Genomic DNA, 15,593 nt, shown 5'->3' on the forward strand with positions numbered 1-15,593 from the left:
GGAGATCGTTTTCTGACAAGACTTGCTGTTACGCCGCGCGCTTCACCACTCGGGCCCATTCCGGGATCCAGTCGTGGTGGGCGGCGAGCAGGTCGCTGACCAGCGACCAGATCTGGTCGAGATCAAGCTCGGCTGCCGTATGCGGATCCATCATTGCGGCGTGATAGAGGTGCTCAGGGTTCTCGTTGACGAGGGCGGCCACCGTCAGTTCCTGCACGTTGATATTAGTCCGCATCAGCGCGGTAAGCTGCGGCGGCAAGGCGCCGACATGGGTCGGCTGGATGCCGGAATGGTCGACGAGGCAGGGAACCTCCGCGGCGCAGTTTTCCGGCAGCGAGGTGATGCAGCCATTGTTGCGGACGTTGCCGTAGATCACCGAGGGCTCGCCGGTCCAAACCGAATTCATGATCGCCGAGGCGTATTCCTTGCTGGGTTTCACCTCGATCGTCTCGGCATTGCGGAATTCCTCGGCTTGCGACTGCCAGCGCGCGACCTGCTCGACGCAGCGCTTCGGATATTCGTCAAGCGGAATGCCGTATTTCTCGATCAGGTCCTCGCGCCCCTCCTTGATGAAATAGGGCGTGTATTCCGAAAAATGCTCCGAACTCTCGGTAACGAAATAGCCGAGACGAGTCAGCATTTCGTAACGCACCTTGTTGGGGCAACGCGGGTTCCAGGTGCTCGGCTTCGGGAAGCGTCCTTCGCGATAGCCCTGCAGCAGGGCCGGGTAGAGATCGCGGTAGCTGCCATCCGGCTGGCGGTGCTCGAAGGCGAGGTAGAAGGCCATGTGGTTGATGCCGGCCGCGCGGTAACGGATCTCGCCGATCGGGATGTCGAGGTCGCGGGCCAGTTCCTCAGCCGTGCCCTGCACCGAATGGCAGAGGCCGACCTGCTGGATATCCGGGAATTTTTCGGCAATCGCCCAGGTGTTGATCGCCATCGGGTTCACATATTGCAGGAGGATCGCGTTCGGGCAGACCTGCATCATGTCGGCGCAGATCGACCAGAGATGCGGCACGGTGCGCAGCCCGCGCATGATGCCGCCGACGCCGAGCGTATCGGCGATCGTCTGCCGCAGGCCGTACTTCTTCGGGATCTCGAAATCGGTGACGGTTGCCGGTTCATAGCCACCGATCTGGAAGGCGACGACAACAAAATCGGCGCCGTCGAGGGCTTCGCGCTGGCTCGAATGGGTGGTGATCTTCGACTTGGAGCCCAGCGTCTTGGCGAGCTTGCTGGCGACGATTTCGCTTTCGGAAAGCCGCTGCGGGTTGATGTCCATCAGTGCAATGGATGCATCCTTCAGCGCCGGGCGCTGCAGCACGTCGCCGATGATGTTCTTCATGAACACCGTCGAACCGGCGCCGATGAAGGTGATTTTGGGCTGTGTTTTCATGAATGTTCCTCCGGGCCTTCGTGAACCAGGGCCCTTGTCCCTGAACGGGGTAAGATCGAATGCTGTTGTTGAGGGCGAAGACTTTGCCTTCAGCCGGATTGCGCCTGCTGTCTGACTTGTCTTTCCCTGCCTCGGCACGCATTATGCCGCAGCCTGAGCGCCATGACAGAGAGGGATTGTGCTTTCATGGGTAATTTTGTGCTCGACGAACTGCGCCGCAAGGCGCCGGTTGGACGGCTGATTTCGCTGCCGCGCGGCCACCAGGACCTGCACGCCATGCCGGTGAGCGCCGGTTATGAAATCCGGACAAAGCCGGATTATGACTGGGACGGCCGCAAGCGCGGCCAGAGTCCGTTTTCGGTGATCCAGTACACGATCGCCGGCGAGGGCAATCTCCGGTTCGAAAACCGCAGGTTCCGGGTAAAGCCCGGTGAAACGATGCTGACGCTCATTCCCCACAATCATCGTTACTGGCTGGAGGAGGGCGGTCACTGGGAGTTTTTCTGGATCTCGCTCAACGGCGAGGAGGCGATGCGCATCCAGCGCGCCGTGCTGGCGACGACCGGGCCGGTGCTGTCGCTGCGGGAGAAGACCGTCGAGCAGCTAGCCGGCTGCGTCAACCGGCTGCTTTCGGAGGACACCGACACGCCGGCGCGGGCATCGGCGGTGGCTTACGAGGTGACGATGCTGCTTTATGACGACGTGTTTGGCGCCCATGCCGCCCCGCCGCTCGAAAGCCGGGCGATGCGCCGCGTCATCCGCTTCATCGACGCCAATCTGGATGCACCCTTGCCGGTGGAGCGGTTGGCCGAGGTCTCGGGTTTTAGCCGCTCGCATTTTTCCCGCATCTTTGCCGAAACGGAGGGCATGCCGCCCGCCGAATATGTGCTGCTGCGGCGGCTGAAGCTTTCGACCCGGCTGCTTACGAGCGGCGAGCACACGGTGAAGGAAGTGGCCGGCATGACCGGCTTTTCGGATCCCAACTATTTCGCCAAGGTGTTCCGTCGCTACTTCCGCGTCAGCCCCACCGACTTCCGCCGCATCGGGCTTGCGGCCAGTATCATCTCGCTGAACGCCGAAACGCCGGACGCGGCGCCCGGCGTTCACAAGGAGGCGGTGGATTACGACGAGGGCTAGCCCTCGGCGGCCTCGCTCTTTGACAAACCTTTCCTCTCACTCGGCGTCATCCTCGGGCTTGACCCGAGGATCTATCCACATCTCCGCATGATTGGCGGTTGCGGCCAGTCTTGACCATCGTGGTCTTAAAGTCGCTCGCGCTTCTCGCGACACACGTGATTGGATCCTCGGGTCAAGCCCGAGGATGACGCCTGTAGAGGGGTGAGGCTTGCAGTCAGTACGGCGCTAACCCTCTGCCGCCTGCTTCTTCGCGATCCAGTCGTGGTCAGGGTGGTTCTTGAAGCGCCATTTGCGCATCGGGCCGGCCATGACGTTGAGATAATACATCTCGTAGCCATAGGGTGCGCCGCAGGGATGATGGCCCTTCGGCACCAGCACGACATCGCCGCTGGAGACAGCCATGGTTTCATCGAGTTCGCCGTCCTCGGTGAAGACGCGCTGGAAGCCAAAGCCCTGGGCGGGGTTCAGGCGGTGATAATAGGTCTCCTCCAGATAGGTCATCTCCGGAAAATTGTCCTCGTCATGGCGGTGCGGCGGGTAGGACGACCAGTTGCCGGCCGGGGTGAACACTTCCGTCACCAGCAGGCTGTCGGCAATGTCCTTGTCTTCCATCGCGATCGGATGGATGAACCGGGTATTGGCGCCCTTGCCGCGCTCCTCGAAGCCGATATCGCCGATCACCTGCGCCTTGTGGCCGCCCTTGCCGGGGGCGGAGCAGATGGCGAGGGTGCAGTCCGTTTCGGCCGTCGCCGTCCATTCGCTGCCATCGGGCAGGTAGACGCAGGCGGGCTTCTTCCGTTCGAACACGTTCATGCGCTCGCCGAGCAGGCCGAAATCCTGTCCGTTTCCAGAAATCGTGGCCTTGCCTTCGACCAGCACAAGGATGACTTCGCGGTCGCCGGTCTTTTCCGACGCCGTTTCGCCGGGTTTCAGATGATAGAGCGAAAAGCCGACATAGCCCCAGCCGGCGCTTTCCGGCGTAATGTCGTGCACCTTGCCGCTCGTGCCCTTGGGCTTCACCAGAAGCTTGTTCATGGTTCCTCCTTGTCGTTACTCGAAAAATAGGTGCGGTCGGCCGACACGAAGAACACCCAGGCCATATAGAGCCCGATGATGGCGACGGCGATTGCCCAGTAGAGCGAGCCCATGGTGAGCTCGACCACGGCCCAGGCGAAGCAGACCGCAATCAGCACTAGCCGCACCCAAAGCGGCTTCAGCATCGGATGCTTCAGGTCGAACATGCGACGCCAGTCGGGGGTATCGGCCACGGGTTTATCCTCCTCAAGCATTTCGCAGTCAGGTGAGGATCACCTGACGTCCGCGAAAATGCGGCAAAACGAATAGATAGCGCATTGCCGCAAAAAGCGGCGATGCTCTATCTGAGACCGGCCTCCGCAGCCATCGCCTTCAGCGCCTTCAGCCCCATGGACTGATAGGTGAAGGGATTGCGCACCGCAGGGTCCTGCTCCGCCTCGATAACGACCCAACCGGAATAGCCGTGTTCGGCGGCGCATTTCAAGACCGGCGGAAAATCGACCATGCCTTCCGGATCGCCCGGCACGGTGAAGACGCCGCGGCGCACGCCCTCGAGGAAGCTCAGCCGCTCGGTCTCGACCTGATGCCTAATGTCGCCACGCACATTCTTGGCGTGGATGTGGGCGACGCGATCCATGTAGCGCCGGGCGATCAGTGTGGCGTCCGCACCGCCGAAGGTGGCGTGGCCGGTGTCGAGCAGCAGCCATGTGTTTGGCCCGGCGACCGCCATCAGGTGGTCAATGTCCGCGCCGCTCTGCACGATGGTGCCCATATGGTGGTGATAGGCGAGGCGGATGCCGTCCTTAGCGCAATAGGCGGCGATTGCCTCGAGCTTTTCTCCGAAGGCCGGCCAGTCGGCATCGGCCATCAGCGGCCGGTCGGCAAGGGCCGCGTCATCATCACCGTGAATGGCGTTGGAGGTTTCGCAGACGATGCAGACATCGCATCCGAGCGCCTTCAGCAGGTCAAGATGCGGGCGGATCGCCTTTTTCTCATCCTCGACGGACTGCGTGAGGAGATTGAGCGAGTGCCAGCCGGAGACGAATCGCAGCCCATAGGGTGCGAGCGTCGCTTTAAGGGCGTCCGGCTCGGTCGGGAATTTGTGGCCCTTCTCTATGCCGTCGAAACCGATTTTTGCCGTTTCGGAAAGGCAGGTTTCGAGCGGGATGTCGGCGCCGAGCGTGCGGTCGTCGTCGTTCGACCAGGCGATGGGGTTGGTTCCAAAAAGTACCATGGCTATGTTTCCGGATAAGGGGTTCAGTCTGCCGTCCGCTGTCTGCGGCGGTCTTCCTCGTAGGCCTTGCGGGCGGCATTCACCTCGGCCCGCGTCGAGACTTCGGGCACCGCGACATCCCACCAGTGGCCACCGGCCTCGGTGGAAGGCAGGGGGTCGGTATCGATGACGATGGCGTGGCTTTTTTCGCTGTTCTTCGCCCGCGCGAGCGCTTCCTCAAGCGCTGAGATGCTGTCGACCTTTTCCGAGGTCGCGCCAAGGGCGGCCGCATGGGCGGCGAAATCGATATCGGAGGCGACCTGGTGGCGGGCGGTGTCGAGCAGGTTGTTGAAGCTCTTGCCGCCGGTTGCCATCTGCAGCCGGTTGATACAGCCGAAGCCGCGATTGTCGAGCAGCACGACGGTGATCTTCAGGCCGAGCATGACGGAGGTCGCAAGCTCGGAGTTCGCCATCATATAGGAGCCGTCGCCGATCATCACGATCACGTCGCGCTCCGGCTCCGCCATCTTGACGCCGAGGCCGGCGGCGATTTCGTAGCCCATGCAGGAATAGCCGTATTCCATGTGGTAACCGCCGGGCCGCGAGGCGAGCCAGAGCTTGTGGAGCTCGCCCGGAAGCCCGCCTGCGGCGCAGACGACGACGCTGTCCTTCGTCGACTGGCGCTGAACGGCGCCGATCACCTGCGCGTCGGTCGGCAGCGCATTGCCGCCGGGATCGGCCGTCGCGGCATTGGCGGCGGCCATCCAGTCCTCCTTGAGCGACGGGGAGGGCGGGGTGAAGCGGGTGTCGCCGAGGGCATCGGAAAGCCGCTCAAGCGCGATCCTGGCATCGGCGACCAGCGACAGCGCATTGTGCTTCACCGCGTCGTAGCTGCTGGTGTTGATCGCGAGGATTTTCCGGGCGGGGTTCTTGAACAGCGCCCAGGAGCCGGTGGTGAAATCCTGAAAGCGGGTGCCAACGCCGATGACGAGGTCGGCATCCTCGGCAACGGCATTCGAAGCGGAGGTGCCGGTGACGCCGATGGAGCCGAGGTTCAGCGGGTGGTCGTGGGCAAGCGCCGACTTGCCGGCCTGCGTTTCGGTGACGGGGATGTCATGCGCTTCGGCAAAGGCCTTCAGTGTCTCGCAGGCGCCGGAATAATGTACGCCGCCGCCGGCGATGATCACCGGCCGCCGTGCCGCCTTGATCGCGGCCACGGCCTCCTCGAACTGCACCTGATCCGGCTGCGGCCGGCGACGGCGCCACGTCTTCGGCGCGAAGAAGCTCTCGGGATAGTCATAGGCTTCCGCCTGCACATCCTGGCAGAAGGCAAGCGTTGCTGGCCCGCAGCGTTCCGGATCGGTCAGCGTGGCGATGGCGCGGGGCAGGGCGGAGAGAAGCTGTTCCGGGCGAGTGATGCGGTCGAAATAGCGGCTGACGGGGCGGAAGCAGTCATTGGCCGAGACGGTGCCGTCGTCGAAATCCTCGACCTGCTGCAGCACCGGATCGGGCGCGCGGTTGGCGAAGACATCGCCGGGGATCAGCAGCACCGGCAGGCGGTTGACGTGGGCGAGTGCCGCAGCCGTCACCATGTTGGTGGCGCCGGGGCCGATGGACGTGGTGACCGCCATGAACTGACGCCGGCCCTTGGCCTTGGCAAACGCGATCGCTGCATGCGCCATGGTCTGTTCGTTATGGCCGCGCCATGTCGGCAGCGCATCGCCGGCACCCGCCAGCGCCTCGCCGATGCCGGCGACATTGCCGTGACCAAAGATCGCCCAGCAACCGGGGATGAGCTGTTCGCCCTCCTCGTTTTTCTGGGCGGCGAGATAGCGCACCAGCGCCTGCGCTGCGGTAAGACGGATCGTGCTCATCGGTATGCTTCTTTCAGCTTGGGGGCGCCCTCGCGGGCTTCATTCCAGATGCCGCAGAGGCGGCTGTAATTGTCGCGCATCATCGCGACAGCCTCATCGTCGGAGATGCCGCCGGCAAGCCACTGGCGCGCGGCCTCGCCAAAGATCGTGCGGCCGACCGCAAAGCCCTTGACCAGCGGGAAGCCGGCGGCCTCGCGGAAGCTCGCGGCAAGTTCGTCTTCCGGCGCGTCGAGGCCGAGAATGACGATGCCGCGGGTGTGCGGATCGTGCTGCTCGATTGCCGCCGTGACATTGGCCCATGCCTCTGCTGTCTTCAGCGGCTCGAGCTTCCACCAGTCGGGATGGATGCCGATCTCGTAGATCCGCTCGACCACACGGGCGGCGGTGTTGTCATCCGTCGGGCCGGCCTTGGAGGGGATGATTTCCAGCAGGAACTCCAGCCTGTTGCGGCGGGCGGCGGCAAACAGACGGGAAAGCGTTTCCTCCTGCTCGGCCTTCAGAGCTTCGTCGTCATCCGGGTGATAGAAGCAGAGCACCTTGACGACATGCTCCGCCGGCCATTCCGAAAGCCCGCCGAAATCGGGGCCGAGTTCGGGTTCCAGCGTCAGCGGGCGCGAACCCGGCCATTCGGTCGGCCGGCCGATCCAGAGCCCGGTGCCAGCGGCCTGATGCAGGGCGTGCTTGCCGAGCCGGTTGTCGCAGAGGATGCCATAGCCCGGTCTACCGTCCGCGACGGTGAGCGCCGCCTTCAGGCAGAGCGATTTGAACGCGCCGATACGCTCGGCATCAACACCCTCCGCCTCGGCCATCTCCTCGAGTTGAATGCGGTGGTCGAAGGCGAAGACGCGCATTTCCGGCCAGTCGCCATCGCGGTTGGTCGACCAGTGGATTTGTTCCAATGCCGCATCCTTGCGCAGCGCCGGCGTCGAGGAACCGTTCTTCAGGAAATATTCCAGCTCGGTAAGGCTCGGATAGGCCGGGGTGCAGCCATGGCGGGAGACGGCGAAAGCGCCGCAGGCGTTCGCGTAGGTCAGCGTCTTTTCCCAGCCGGCATCGGTCATCCAGCCCTTCAGCAGGCCGGCCATGAAGCCATCGCCCGCGCCGAGCACGTTGAACACCTCGATCCGGAAGCTGCGGCCGGCAATGCCGTCATCGAGGCTTGCGGGGATATCACCCTCATAGGCGCTGGCGCCGAGCGCGCCGCGCTTCAGTACCAGCGTGGCAGCGGATATGGCGCGGACGTTCCTCAGCGCCTGCAGCGTGTCCGTCGTGCCGCCGGCGATGTGGAATTCCTCCTCGGTGCCGACGATCAGGTCGAACAGGGAAAGCGTCGATTGCAGCTTGGCGGTCACCTTGTCGGAGGCGATGAACCGGTTCTCGCCGTCGCCATGGCCGGAAAGCCCCCAGAGGTTCGGGCGGTAGTCGATGTCGAGCGCGGTGCGGGCGCCGTTTTCGCGCGCAAGCTCCAGGGCCTTGAGCACCGCAGCCTCAGTCTTGGGATTGCTGAGATGCGTGCCTGTGGCGACCACCGAGCGGCTGCGGGCGATGAGCGCCGGATCGATATCATCTTCGCTCAGCGCCATGTCGGCGCAGTTCTCGCGATAGAAGATCAGCGGGAACTGCTCCTCGTCGCGGATGCCGAGGATAACAAGCGCCGTCAGTCGCTCCGGGTCGGTGGCAACGCCTGCCACGTCGACGCCTTCGCGGGTCAGCTGCTCGCGGATGAAGCGGCCCATATGCTCGTCACCAACGCGGGTGATGACGCCGGATTTCAGTCCGAGACGGGCGGCGCCCGCGGCCATGTTGGTCGGCGAGCCGCCGATATATTTTTCGAAGGAGCGCATGTCTTCCAGTCTCCCACCAACCTGCGCGCCGTAAAGGTCGACCGACGAGCGGCCGATGGTGAGGCAGTCCAGCATTTCCATTGTCTATACAGTCCCTCCGAGTGAGGATTCGAGTTCAGCCATGTCACGGCCGCCGGCCATCATGTCCTGCAGTTCCTCAGCACCGATCTCGCCGCGCTTTGCCGTGCCGAGCGTGTGGCCGTGGTTGATGACGGTAAAACGATCGCCGACGGCGAGCGCGTGGCGGACATTGTGGGTGATGAAGATGACGCCGACGCCGGCCTTGCGGACCCGGTCGATGGTCGACAGCACGTTAGCTGTCTGGCGGACGCCGAGCGCGGAGGTTGGCTCGTCGAGGATCAGCACGCGGGCGCCGAAATAGACCGCGCGGGCGATCGCTACCGTCTGCCGCTCCCCGCCCGAAAGCGTGCCGACGGCCTGGTCGGCCGAGCGCAGCATGATGCCCATCTTCGCCATTTCCTCCACGGTGATGGCGCCGGCCCGCTTGTGGTCGAAGACCTTGATCGGGCCGAAGCGCTTCTCCGGCTCGCGGCCCATCCAGAAATTGCGGGTCACCGACATCAGCGGGATCATCGCCAGATCCTGATAGACGGTGGCGATGCCCGCCGCCATGGCGTCTCGCGGGTCGTTGAACACCTTCTCCTCGCCATCGACGAGGATGCGGCCGTAACTCGGCTTGTGGACCCCGGACATGGTCTTGATGAAGGTCGACTTGCCCGCGCCGTTGTCGCCGAGCAGGCAGTGGCATTCGCCGGCCATGACCGACAGCGAGACGCCGGCAAGGGCAATGACGGGGCCGAAGTGTTTCTCGATATCGACGAGTTCGATCAGGGGCGTACTCATCTCATCGCTCCCCCGTGATGCGGCGGCGGATATAGGTGTTGAGGATCACCGCCAGGAGCAGGATGACGCCGAGGAAGACCCGAAACAGCGAACTCTCGACGCCGGCAAAGAACAGGCCCTGCTGGACCACGCCGAAGATCAGGGCGCCAAGAGCGGCGCCGATCACGGAGCCGTAGCCGCCAGTCAGAAGGGCGCCGCCGATGACCACCGAAATGATCGCCTCGAACTCCTTCAAAAGGCCGCGGTCGGCCGCCGCCGAGCCGAATTCCATCACCTGGCAGGTGGCGAAAACGGTGGCGCAGAAGGCTGTCAGCATGAACATCAGGATCTTCACCCGGTTCACCGGCACGCCGACATAGCGCGCCGCCTGCGCATCCCCGCCGGCGGCAAAGATCCAGTTGCCGAACTTGGTGCGCACCAGAATGAAGTGGCCGACGATGATCAGCGCCAGCGCCCAGACCATCAGCATCGGGATCCCTTCGACCACCGGCTGGCCGGCGCGGGGGCCGGCGACGAACTGGCCGATGAGGCCCTTGTCCGCAAGCCACGAGAACAGTCCGGTCAGCACATGGCCGCCGAAGAGCGCGGCCAGCCAGTCACCCTCGGAGGCTTCCTTGACGCCGCCGATGATGGTCTTCGAGGTGGTGGCGATGGCGATGTAGATCGTCAGTCCCCTGAGAATGAACAGGAAGGCGAGCGTGACGATGAAAGAGGGCAGGCCGGTGCGGATCACCAGATAGCCGTTGAGCCCGCCGATGGCGACGGCGAGCGCGAAGGCCGCAATGATCGCGATCCAGGTCGGAACGCCAAGCTGCACCGTCAACAGCGCGATGATGATGCCGGAAAAACCGATCATCGAGCCGATCGACAGATCGAATTCGCCTGCGATCATCAGGAGGCAGGCGCCGACGGCGATGATCGCGAACTGGGCCGAGACCGTTCCCCAATTGATGAAACCTTCGGCGGAGAACATGCCGCTATTACCGGCGATCATGGCGAAGAAGACGAAGACGAGGATGGTGCCGCAGATGCTGCCGGTTTCCGGGCGCACCAGCGCCTTGCGCCATGCCGGCACGGGGCGCATGCGCTCTTCCTCGATGAGCTGTTCTATCGGTTTGTGAGTCTGGGCTTGGGACATGTGGTCTCACCCGTGGTTTGTGGCGGGCGCAGGGACACCGGCGCAGCCATATGGGGCGCGCTCAGGTCATCCGGTGCGTGTTGTCGGAAGAAACGCCGCGCCGTCGAAGACGCGGCGTTTCCGGTTGTCAGCGGTACTGGCCGGCGTATTTCTCGACCAGTTCGATATTGTCCTTGGTGGTGAAGCCCGGACCCGAATTGATCGAGTTGGAAGGCATCACCCCATAGCGGGCGTAGTTGGTCAGCAGCACCACCGGCAGATAGCCCTGCAGATAGGGCTGCTGGTCGATGGCGAAGTTGATCGTCCCGGCCTTGATCGCATCGGCGATCGCGGTCGAAAGATCGAAGGTGCCGAAATAGATCTGACCGGACTTGCCCATCTCGTCGAGTGCTGCGAGCGTCGGCTCGGCCGAGTTCGGGCCGAGCGTCAGGATCGCGCCGGTATCCGGGTGGGCGTTCAGATAGGCCTGCACCTTCGACTTGACTTCCGACGGGTCCATGCCGCTGTCGATCATCTGGTCGCCGAGTTCGACGCCGAGACCATCGGCAAAGCCCTGGCAGCGTTCCACCGAGGCCGGGTTGGTGATGTAGTGATTGACGCAGACGAAGCTTGTCGCGCCGGACTCCTTCTTGGCGCGCTCGCCCGCCAGCTTGCCGGCGGTATATTCCGGCTGGCCGACATGCATCATCGCGCCGAGCTTCTTCGACTGTTCTTCCGTGCCCGAATTGATGGTGATCACCGGAATGCCCTTGGCGACGGCGTCCGAAACCGGGCCGGAGAGCACGTCGAAATCGGCGATGGTGACGATGATGCCGTCCGGGTTCGAGGCGGTCGCCTGCTGGACGATGCGGGCCATGTCGGCGAGGTCGCCGGTCGGCGGGTTGCGATATTCGACTTCCACATCCATCTGCTCGCCCGCCACCTTGATGGCGTTCTTGATGGTGTTCCACCAGCTGTCGCTGTCCGGTGCGTGGGAAATCAGTACGAAACGTTCGCCTTCCGCCTGGGCGGCTGCGGGCAGCATGGCGCCAAATGCCATGGCTGTCGCCGCGAATGCCAAAAGATATTTCTTCATGTGGTCCTCCCGTTCAGGGCTGTCGCAGCTCCTCAGATGCGAGAGCCCTCTCCCAATACGGCCAGCCTCCCCGCCGACCGCTCCAAAGGAATTTATATTCCAAAATTTCTCATTTCAATATTTTTTTTCCATTTTGAGGCTTTCACGTGCCGAGCCGACCGCGACTGCCAGCGCGATGGCGAGTGAAAGGCTGGCCGACAGTGCACGGAAGGCACCGACATCGAGTTCGGCCACATAAAGCGGGATGGCGCCGAGCCGCGTCAGCGGGCTTGTGATAAAGTCGGTGATGGCGACCAGCTTCGCGCCCTGGGCGGCGCCGACATCGGCAAGCGTGATCGTCTTTTCGCTGTAGGGCGCGAAGGTGACGGCGATGACGGCGTCTTCCGGGCCGATGGTGTGGGTGAGGCTGACATCGGCAAGGCCGCTGTGGAGGACGGCCGGAATGTCCATCTTCTCGAAGGCGTAGGCGAGGTAGGAGGTCACCGGAAAGGCACGGCGGAAGCCGGCGAGATGGATGGTGCGTGCCCCGGCCAGCGTCTTGACGGCCTCCTCGAGCGAGGCGGCGTCCACCGAAGTCAGCAGGTTTTCGAGCGAAGTCCGACCGACATCGACGAATTCGGCAAGAAGGGCGGCCGGCGAGCCGCTGCCATGGTCCTTCAGCGTCTGGATGCGGGTGCCGTAATCCGGCCATTTGCGCGAATAGTCGGTGCGGAACAGCTTCTGCATCTCCGAGAATCCGGAAAAGCCGAGTTCCTGACAGAAGCGCATGAAGGCGGACGGCTGCACGCCGGCATCGGCGGAGAGCTCCGCTACCGTCGACACTGCCACCCGGTCCGGATTGGCCGCAATGAAATCGCCGCACTGCTTCAGCCGTTTCGGCAGGTCCGGAAGGCGTGCGCCGAGGCGCTCGAAGAAGTCGTCGATCGTTTCGGGCGCGGCGTTCTGCGGCATTTTCGTTTCGGTATCCTTTAGCGCATATTCCAATATTGACGGTTTTAGAATTTTTATTCTATCGTGGCAAGCAATCGATTTCCGGAGGAGTACCCATGACAATTCAGATCGCGCTTCTCGGCGCGGGCCGTATCGGCAAGGTCCATGCACGCGCAATTGCGGCCACGCCCGGCGTGGCGCTTGCCGCCGTCGCCGACGCCATGCCCGAAGCGGCAGAGGCCATTTCCGCAGCATATGGCGCACCGGCGCTGAGCATCGATCAGATCGAGGCGGATGATTCGATCGCTGCCGTAATTATCTGCACGCCGACACCCACGCATGCCGACCTTATCGAGCGTTTTGTGAAGGCGAAGAAAGCGGTGTTCTGCGAAAAGCCGATCGACCTTTCGGTTGAGCGCGTGCGCGCCTGCCTCGATGTCGTGCGGGCTGAAAACGGCACGCTGATGCTTGGCTTCAACCGCCGTTTCGATCCGCATTTCCGCGCCGTGCGCAAGGCGATCGACGATGGCGCGATCGGCGATGTCGAGATGGTGCAGATCGTCTCGCGCGATCCCGCTCCGCCGCCGCCGGCCTATGTCATGGCTTCCGGCGGCATCTTCCGCGACATGACCATCCACGATTTCGACATGGCCCGCTTCCTGCTTGGCGAGGAGATCGACAGCGTGATGGCGAGTGCTTCGAGCCTTGTCGATCCCGAGATCGGCAAGGCGGGGGATTATGATAGCGCCTCGATCATCCTGACCACGGCATCCGGCCGGCAGTGCTCTATCTCGAATTCGCGCCGCGCCACCTTCGGCTATGATCAGCGCATCGAGGTTTTGGGTTCGCTCGGCTCCGTTGCCGCCGAAAACCAGCGGCCGGTCTCCATCGAGATCGCCAATGCAAAAGGCTTCCAGCGCCCGCCGCTCTACGACTTCTTCATGACCCGCTATGTCGAAGCTTATGCCGCCGAAATAGCGGCCTTTGCCGCAGCGCTTCAGGATGGCGTTCCGGCGTCGCCCGGTGGTGATGACGGGCTGAAGGCGCTGGTGATCGCCGAGGCAGCGCTGAAATCGGTCCGCGAAGGTCGCCGTGTCGCGATCTCGGAAATCTGAAGATCGTGGGGGAAAGCATGACGCAGTCACTCGGCTATGGCCTGATCGGCACGGGCTTCATGGGCAAGTGCCACGCATTGGCCTATCGTTCGGCAACGGCGGTGTTCGGCGATGTCGCCGCACCACGAATGGAGATTCTATGCGATACGCCGGAAGAGAAGGCCGGACGCTTCGCGACGCAGTTCGGCTTTCAGCGTGCGACATCTGACTGGCGGGCGGTGATCGACGATCCCGCCGTCGATATCGTTTCCATCACCACGCCGAACGGCATGCACAAGGAGATGGCGCTGGCGGCCCTTGCCGCCGGCAAGCACGTGCATCTTGAAAAGCCGATGGCGCTGACGCTCCAAGACGCGCGGGAGATGGCCGAAGCCGCAGCACGCGCGCCCGGCCGCACTATGGTCGGCTACAACTACCTCCATAATCCGGCGATTGCCCATGCGCGAAAGCTGATAGAGGAAGGTGCCATCGGCCGGCCGATCCATTTCCGCGGGCTGGTTGACGAGGACTACCAGGCCGATCCGGACCTGCCCTGGACCTGGCGCGCACGCCGTGCGGATGCCGGTCTTGGCGCGCTTGGCGATCTCGGCTGCCATCTCGTCAGCCTCGCCGTCTTGCTGCTGGGCCCGGTCGCGAGCGTCATCGCCGAAATGCAGACCGTGCATGAGACCCGCAAGCTCGCCGACAGCGACGAACGCCGGCCGGTCGAAAACGAGGATGTCGCCTCCGCGCTGCTGACGTTCGAAAGTGGCGTCAACGGCCTGTTTTCCTGCTCGCGCAGCGCCTGGGGTCGCAAGAGCCGGATCGGGCTCGAAATTCATGGCACCAAAGGCATGATCACCTACGAACAGGAGCGCATGAACGAGCTCCGGCTTTATCGCAATGACGGAACGGGCGCGACGCAGGGGTTCACGACCATTCTGACCGGACCGGCGCATCCGCCTTATGGCGAATTCGTGCCGGCGCCCGGTCATCAGCTCGGTTTCAACGACCTGAAGGTGATCGAGGTGCGGTCGTTCCTGAAGGCGATCGCGGACGGGACGCTGACTTTCCCGTCCTTTGCCGATGCCTTCCACTACGAAGCCGTCATCCACGCCATTGCCCAGGCTGCGGAAAGCGGGGCGCGCGTTCGCCCGGAGGCGGCCTGATTGCCTCCATTTGCGCATCGTCATGACATGTGTTCATTCCGGGTTTAGATGGGGTGCGCTACAAGGTCACATTTGCTTGAAAGCTGAGCCCGGTGCTTGTGCGGGCCGGCTGGCAAGGCTACTGAAATGCCCAACGGAAGAACCAAACGAGAGACGCGACATGCCTGATATCACCAAACGCACCCTCCTGCGCGGCCTTGCCATTGGCGGAGCGGGCGCTGCCACGCTTTCCTTCGTTCCCGCGCATGCGCAGGAGCTGCCCAAGAGCCAGGGCAATATCGACATGGAAGAGGCGCTGAAGCCGGGGCCGCTTCCCGAGATCGCACTTGGCGACGAAAACGCGCCGGTCAAGATCATCGAATATTTGTCGCTTACCTGCCCGCATTGCGCCCGTTTCCAGGAAGACACTTTCCCGGCGATCAAGGAAAACTTCATCGACACCGGCAAGGTCTATTACATCTTCCGCGAGTTCCCGTTCGATCCGCGCGCCATGGCCGCCGTTATGCTGGCCCGCTGCGCCCCGGGCGACAACTATGTTCCGTTTGTCGACATGATGCTCCAGCAGCAGCGCACTTGGGCAACGGCCGAGGATGGCAGCGCCGCAATGCTTCAGATGGCGAAACTGGCCGGTTTTACACAGGAAAGCTTCCAGGCTTGCTTGACGGACCAGAAACTGCTCGATGAGATAAATGCGGTCAGGGAACGGGCGACGGACGATTTCGGGGTGAATGCCACGCCGACCTTCCTGATCAACGGAAAGAAGTATTCGGGGGAAATGTCGGTTGACATCATGTCGGCCCTCATCAACAGCATGCTTTGAGTGC

Annotated in this window: 14 protein-coding genes; 4 read left to right on the forward strand and 10 right to left on the reverse strand. The window is 63.1% G+C overall.

What is annotated here, in order from left to right; all coding sequences use genetic code 11:
- Nucleotides 1-28: 28 nt before the first annotated feature.
- Nucleotides 29-1,396 (reverse strand): alpha-glucosidase/alpha-galactosidase, encoded by a 1,368-nt coding sequence (gene melA, locus TM49_RS11560; RefSeq protein WP_045681412.1) that lies wholly within the window; start codon nt 1,394-1,396, stop codon nt 29-31.
- A gap of 186 nt (nt 1,397-1,582) precedes the next feature.
- Here melA and TM49_RS11565 point away from each other — a divergent pair, with 186 nt between their 5' ends.
- Entirely contained in the window at nt 1,583-2,533 is a 951-nt protein-coding gene (locus TM49_RS11565) for an AraC family transcriptional regulator (RefSeq protein ID WP_045681414.1), read from the forward strand.
- A gap of 225 nt (nt 2,534-2,758) precedes the next feature.
- Here TM49_RS11565 and iolB read toward each other — a convergent pair whose 3' ends face one another.
- The 9 genes from iolB to TM49_RS11610 all read right to left on the reverse strand — a co-directional run bounded on the left by iolB (nt 2,759) and on the right by TM49_RS11610 (nt 12,527).
- Nucleotides 2,759-3,568: a 5-deoxy-glucuronate isomerase gene (gene iolB, locus TM49_RS11570; protein ID WP_045681415.1), complete on the reverse strand. Its 810-nt coding sequence runs from the start codon at nt 3,566-3,568 to the stop codon at nt 2,759-2,761.
- Nucleotides 3,565-3,801, reverse strand: a complete 237-nt coding sequence (locus TM49_RS11575) for a DUF3329 domain-containing protein (protein WP_244464708.1) — start codon at nt 3,799-3,801, stop codon at nt 3,565-3,567. Before TM49_RS11575 ends, iolB begins: the two co-directional genes overlap by 4 nt.
- Before the next feature lie 107 nt (nt 3,802-3,908).
- Nucleotides 3,909-4,802: a myo-inosose-2 dehydratase gene (gene iolE, locus TM49_RS11580; RefSeq protein ID WP_045681416.1), complete on the reverse strand. Its 894-nt coding sequence runs from the start codon at nt 4,800-4,802 to the stop codon at nt 3,909-3,911.
- A gap of 23 nt (nt 4,803-4,825) precedes the next feature.
- Entirely contained in the window at nt 4,826-6,655 is a 1,830-nt protein-coding gene (gene iolD / locus TM49_RS11585; protein ID WP_045681417.1) for a 3D-(3,5/4)-trihydroxycyclohexane-1,2-dione acylhydrolase (decyclizing), read from the reverse strand.
- Nucleotides 6,652-8,580, reverse strand: coding sequence for a bifunctional 5-dehydro-2-deoxygluconokinase/5-dehydro-2-deoxyphosphogluconate aldolase (locus TM49_RS11590; RefSeq protein ID WP_045681419.1), 1,929 nt, complete (start codon nt 8,578-8,580; stop codon nt 6,652-6,654). Before TM49_RS11590 ends, iolD begins: the two co-directional genes overlap by 4 nt.
- A 3-nt stretch (nt 8,581-8,583) precedes the next feature.
- Nucleotides 8,584-9,363 (reverse strand): ATP-binding cassette domain-containing protein, encoded by a 780-nt coding sequence (locus TM49_RS11595; RefSeq protein ID WP_045681421.1) that lies wholly within the window; start codon nt 9,361-9,363, stop codon nt 8,584-8,586.
- 1 nt (nt 9,364) lies between these two features.
- Nucleotides 9,365-10,447, reverse strand: coding sequence for an ABC transporter permease (locus TM49_RS11600; RefSeq protein WP_425283290.1), 1,083 nt, complete (start codon nt 10,445-10,447; stop codon nt 9,365-9,367).
- A 181-nt stretch (nt 10,448-10,628) separates the two neighbouring features.
- Complete coding sequence (locus tag TM49_RS11605) at nt 10,629-11,576, reverse strand: sugar ABC transporter substrate-binding protein (protein ID WP_045681423.1); 948 nt, start codon at nt 11,574-11,576, stop codon at nt 10,629-10,631.
- Nucleotides 11,577-11,690: 114 nt separating this feature from the next.
- Nucleotides 11,691-12,527 carry a MurR/RpiR family transcriptional regulator gene (locus TM49_RS11610; protein ID WP_052700029.1) on the reverse strand — a complete coding sequence of 279 codons (837 nt, stop codon included), beginning with the start codon at nt 12,525-12,527 and terminating at the stop codon, nt 11,691-11,693.
- 95 nt (nt 12,528-12,622) lie between these two features.
- Between TM49_RS11610 and iolG the strand changes: the two genes are divergently transcribed.
- From iolG to TM49_RS11625, 3 genes are all read left to right on the forward strand, one after another.
- Nucleotides 12,623-13,621 (forward strand): inositol 2-dehydrogenase, encoded by a 999-nt coding sequence (gene iolG, locus TM49_RS11615; RefSeq protein ID WP_045681424.1) that lies wholly within the window; start codon nt 12,623-12,625, stop codon nt 13,619-13,621.
- Nucleotides 13,622-13,638: 17 nt separating this feature from the next.
- Nucleotides 13,639-14,769 carry a Gfo/Idh/MocA family protein gene (locus TM49_RS11620; RefSeq protein WP_045681427.1) on the forward strand — a complete coding sequence of 377 codons (1,131 nt, stop codon included), beginning with the start codon at nt 13,639-13,641 and terminating at the stop codon, nt 14,767-14,769.
- 160 nt (nt 14,770-14,929) lie between these two features.
- Nucleotides 14,930-15,589, forward strand: coding sequence for a DsbA family protein (locus tag TM49_RS11625; protein WP_045681429.1), 660 nt, complete (start codon nt 14,930-14,932; stop codon nt 15,587-15,589).
- Nucleotides 15,590-15,593: the final 4 nt, after the last annotated feature.

This window comes from Martelella endophytica, from assembly GCF_000960975.1.
Taxonomy (GTDB): Bacteria; Pseudomonadota; Alphaproteobacteria; order Rhizobiales; family Rhizobiaceae; genus Martelella; species Martelella endophytica.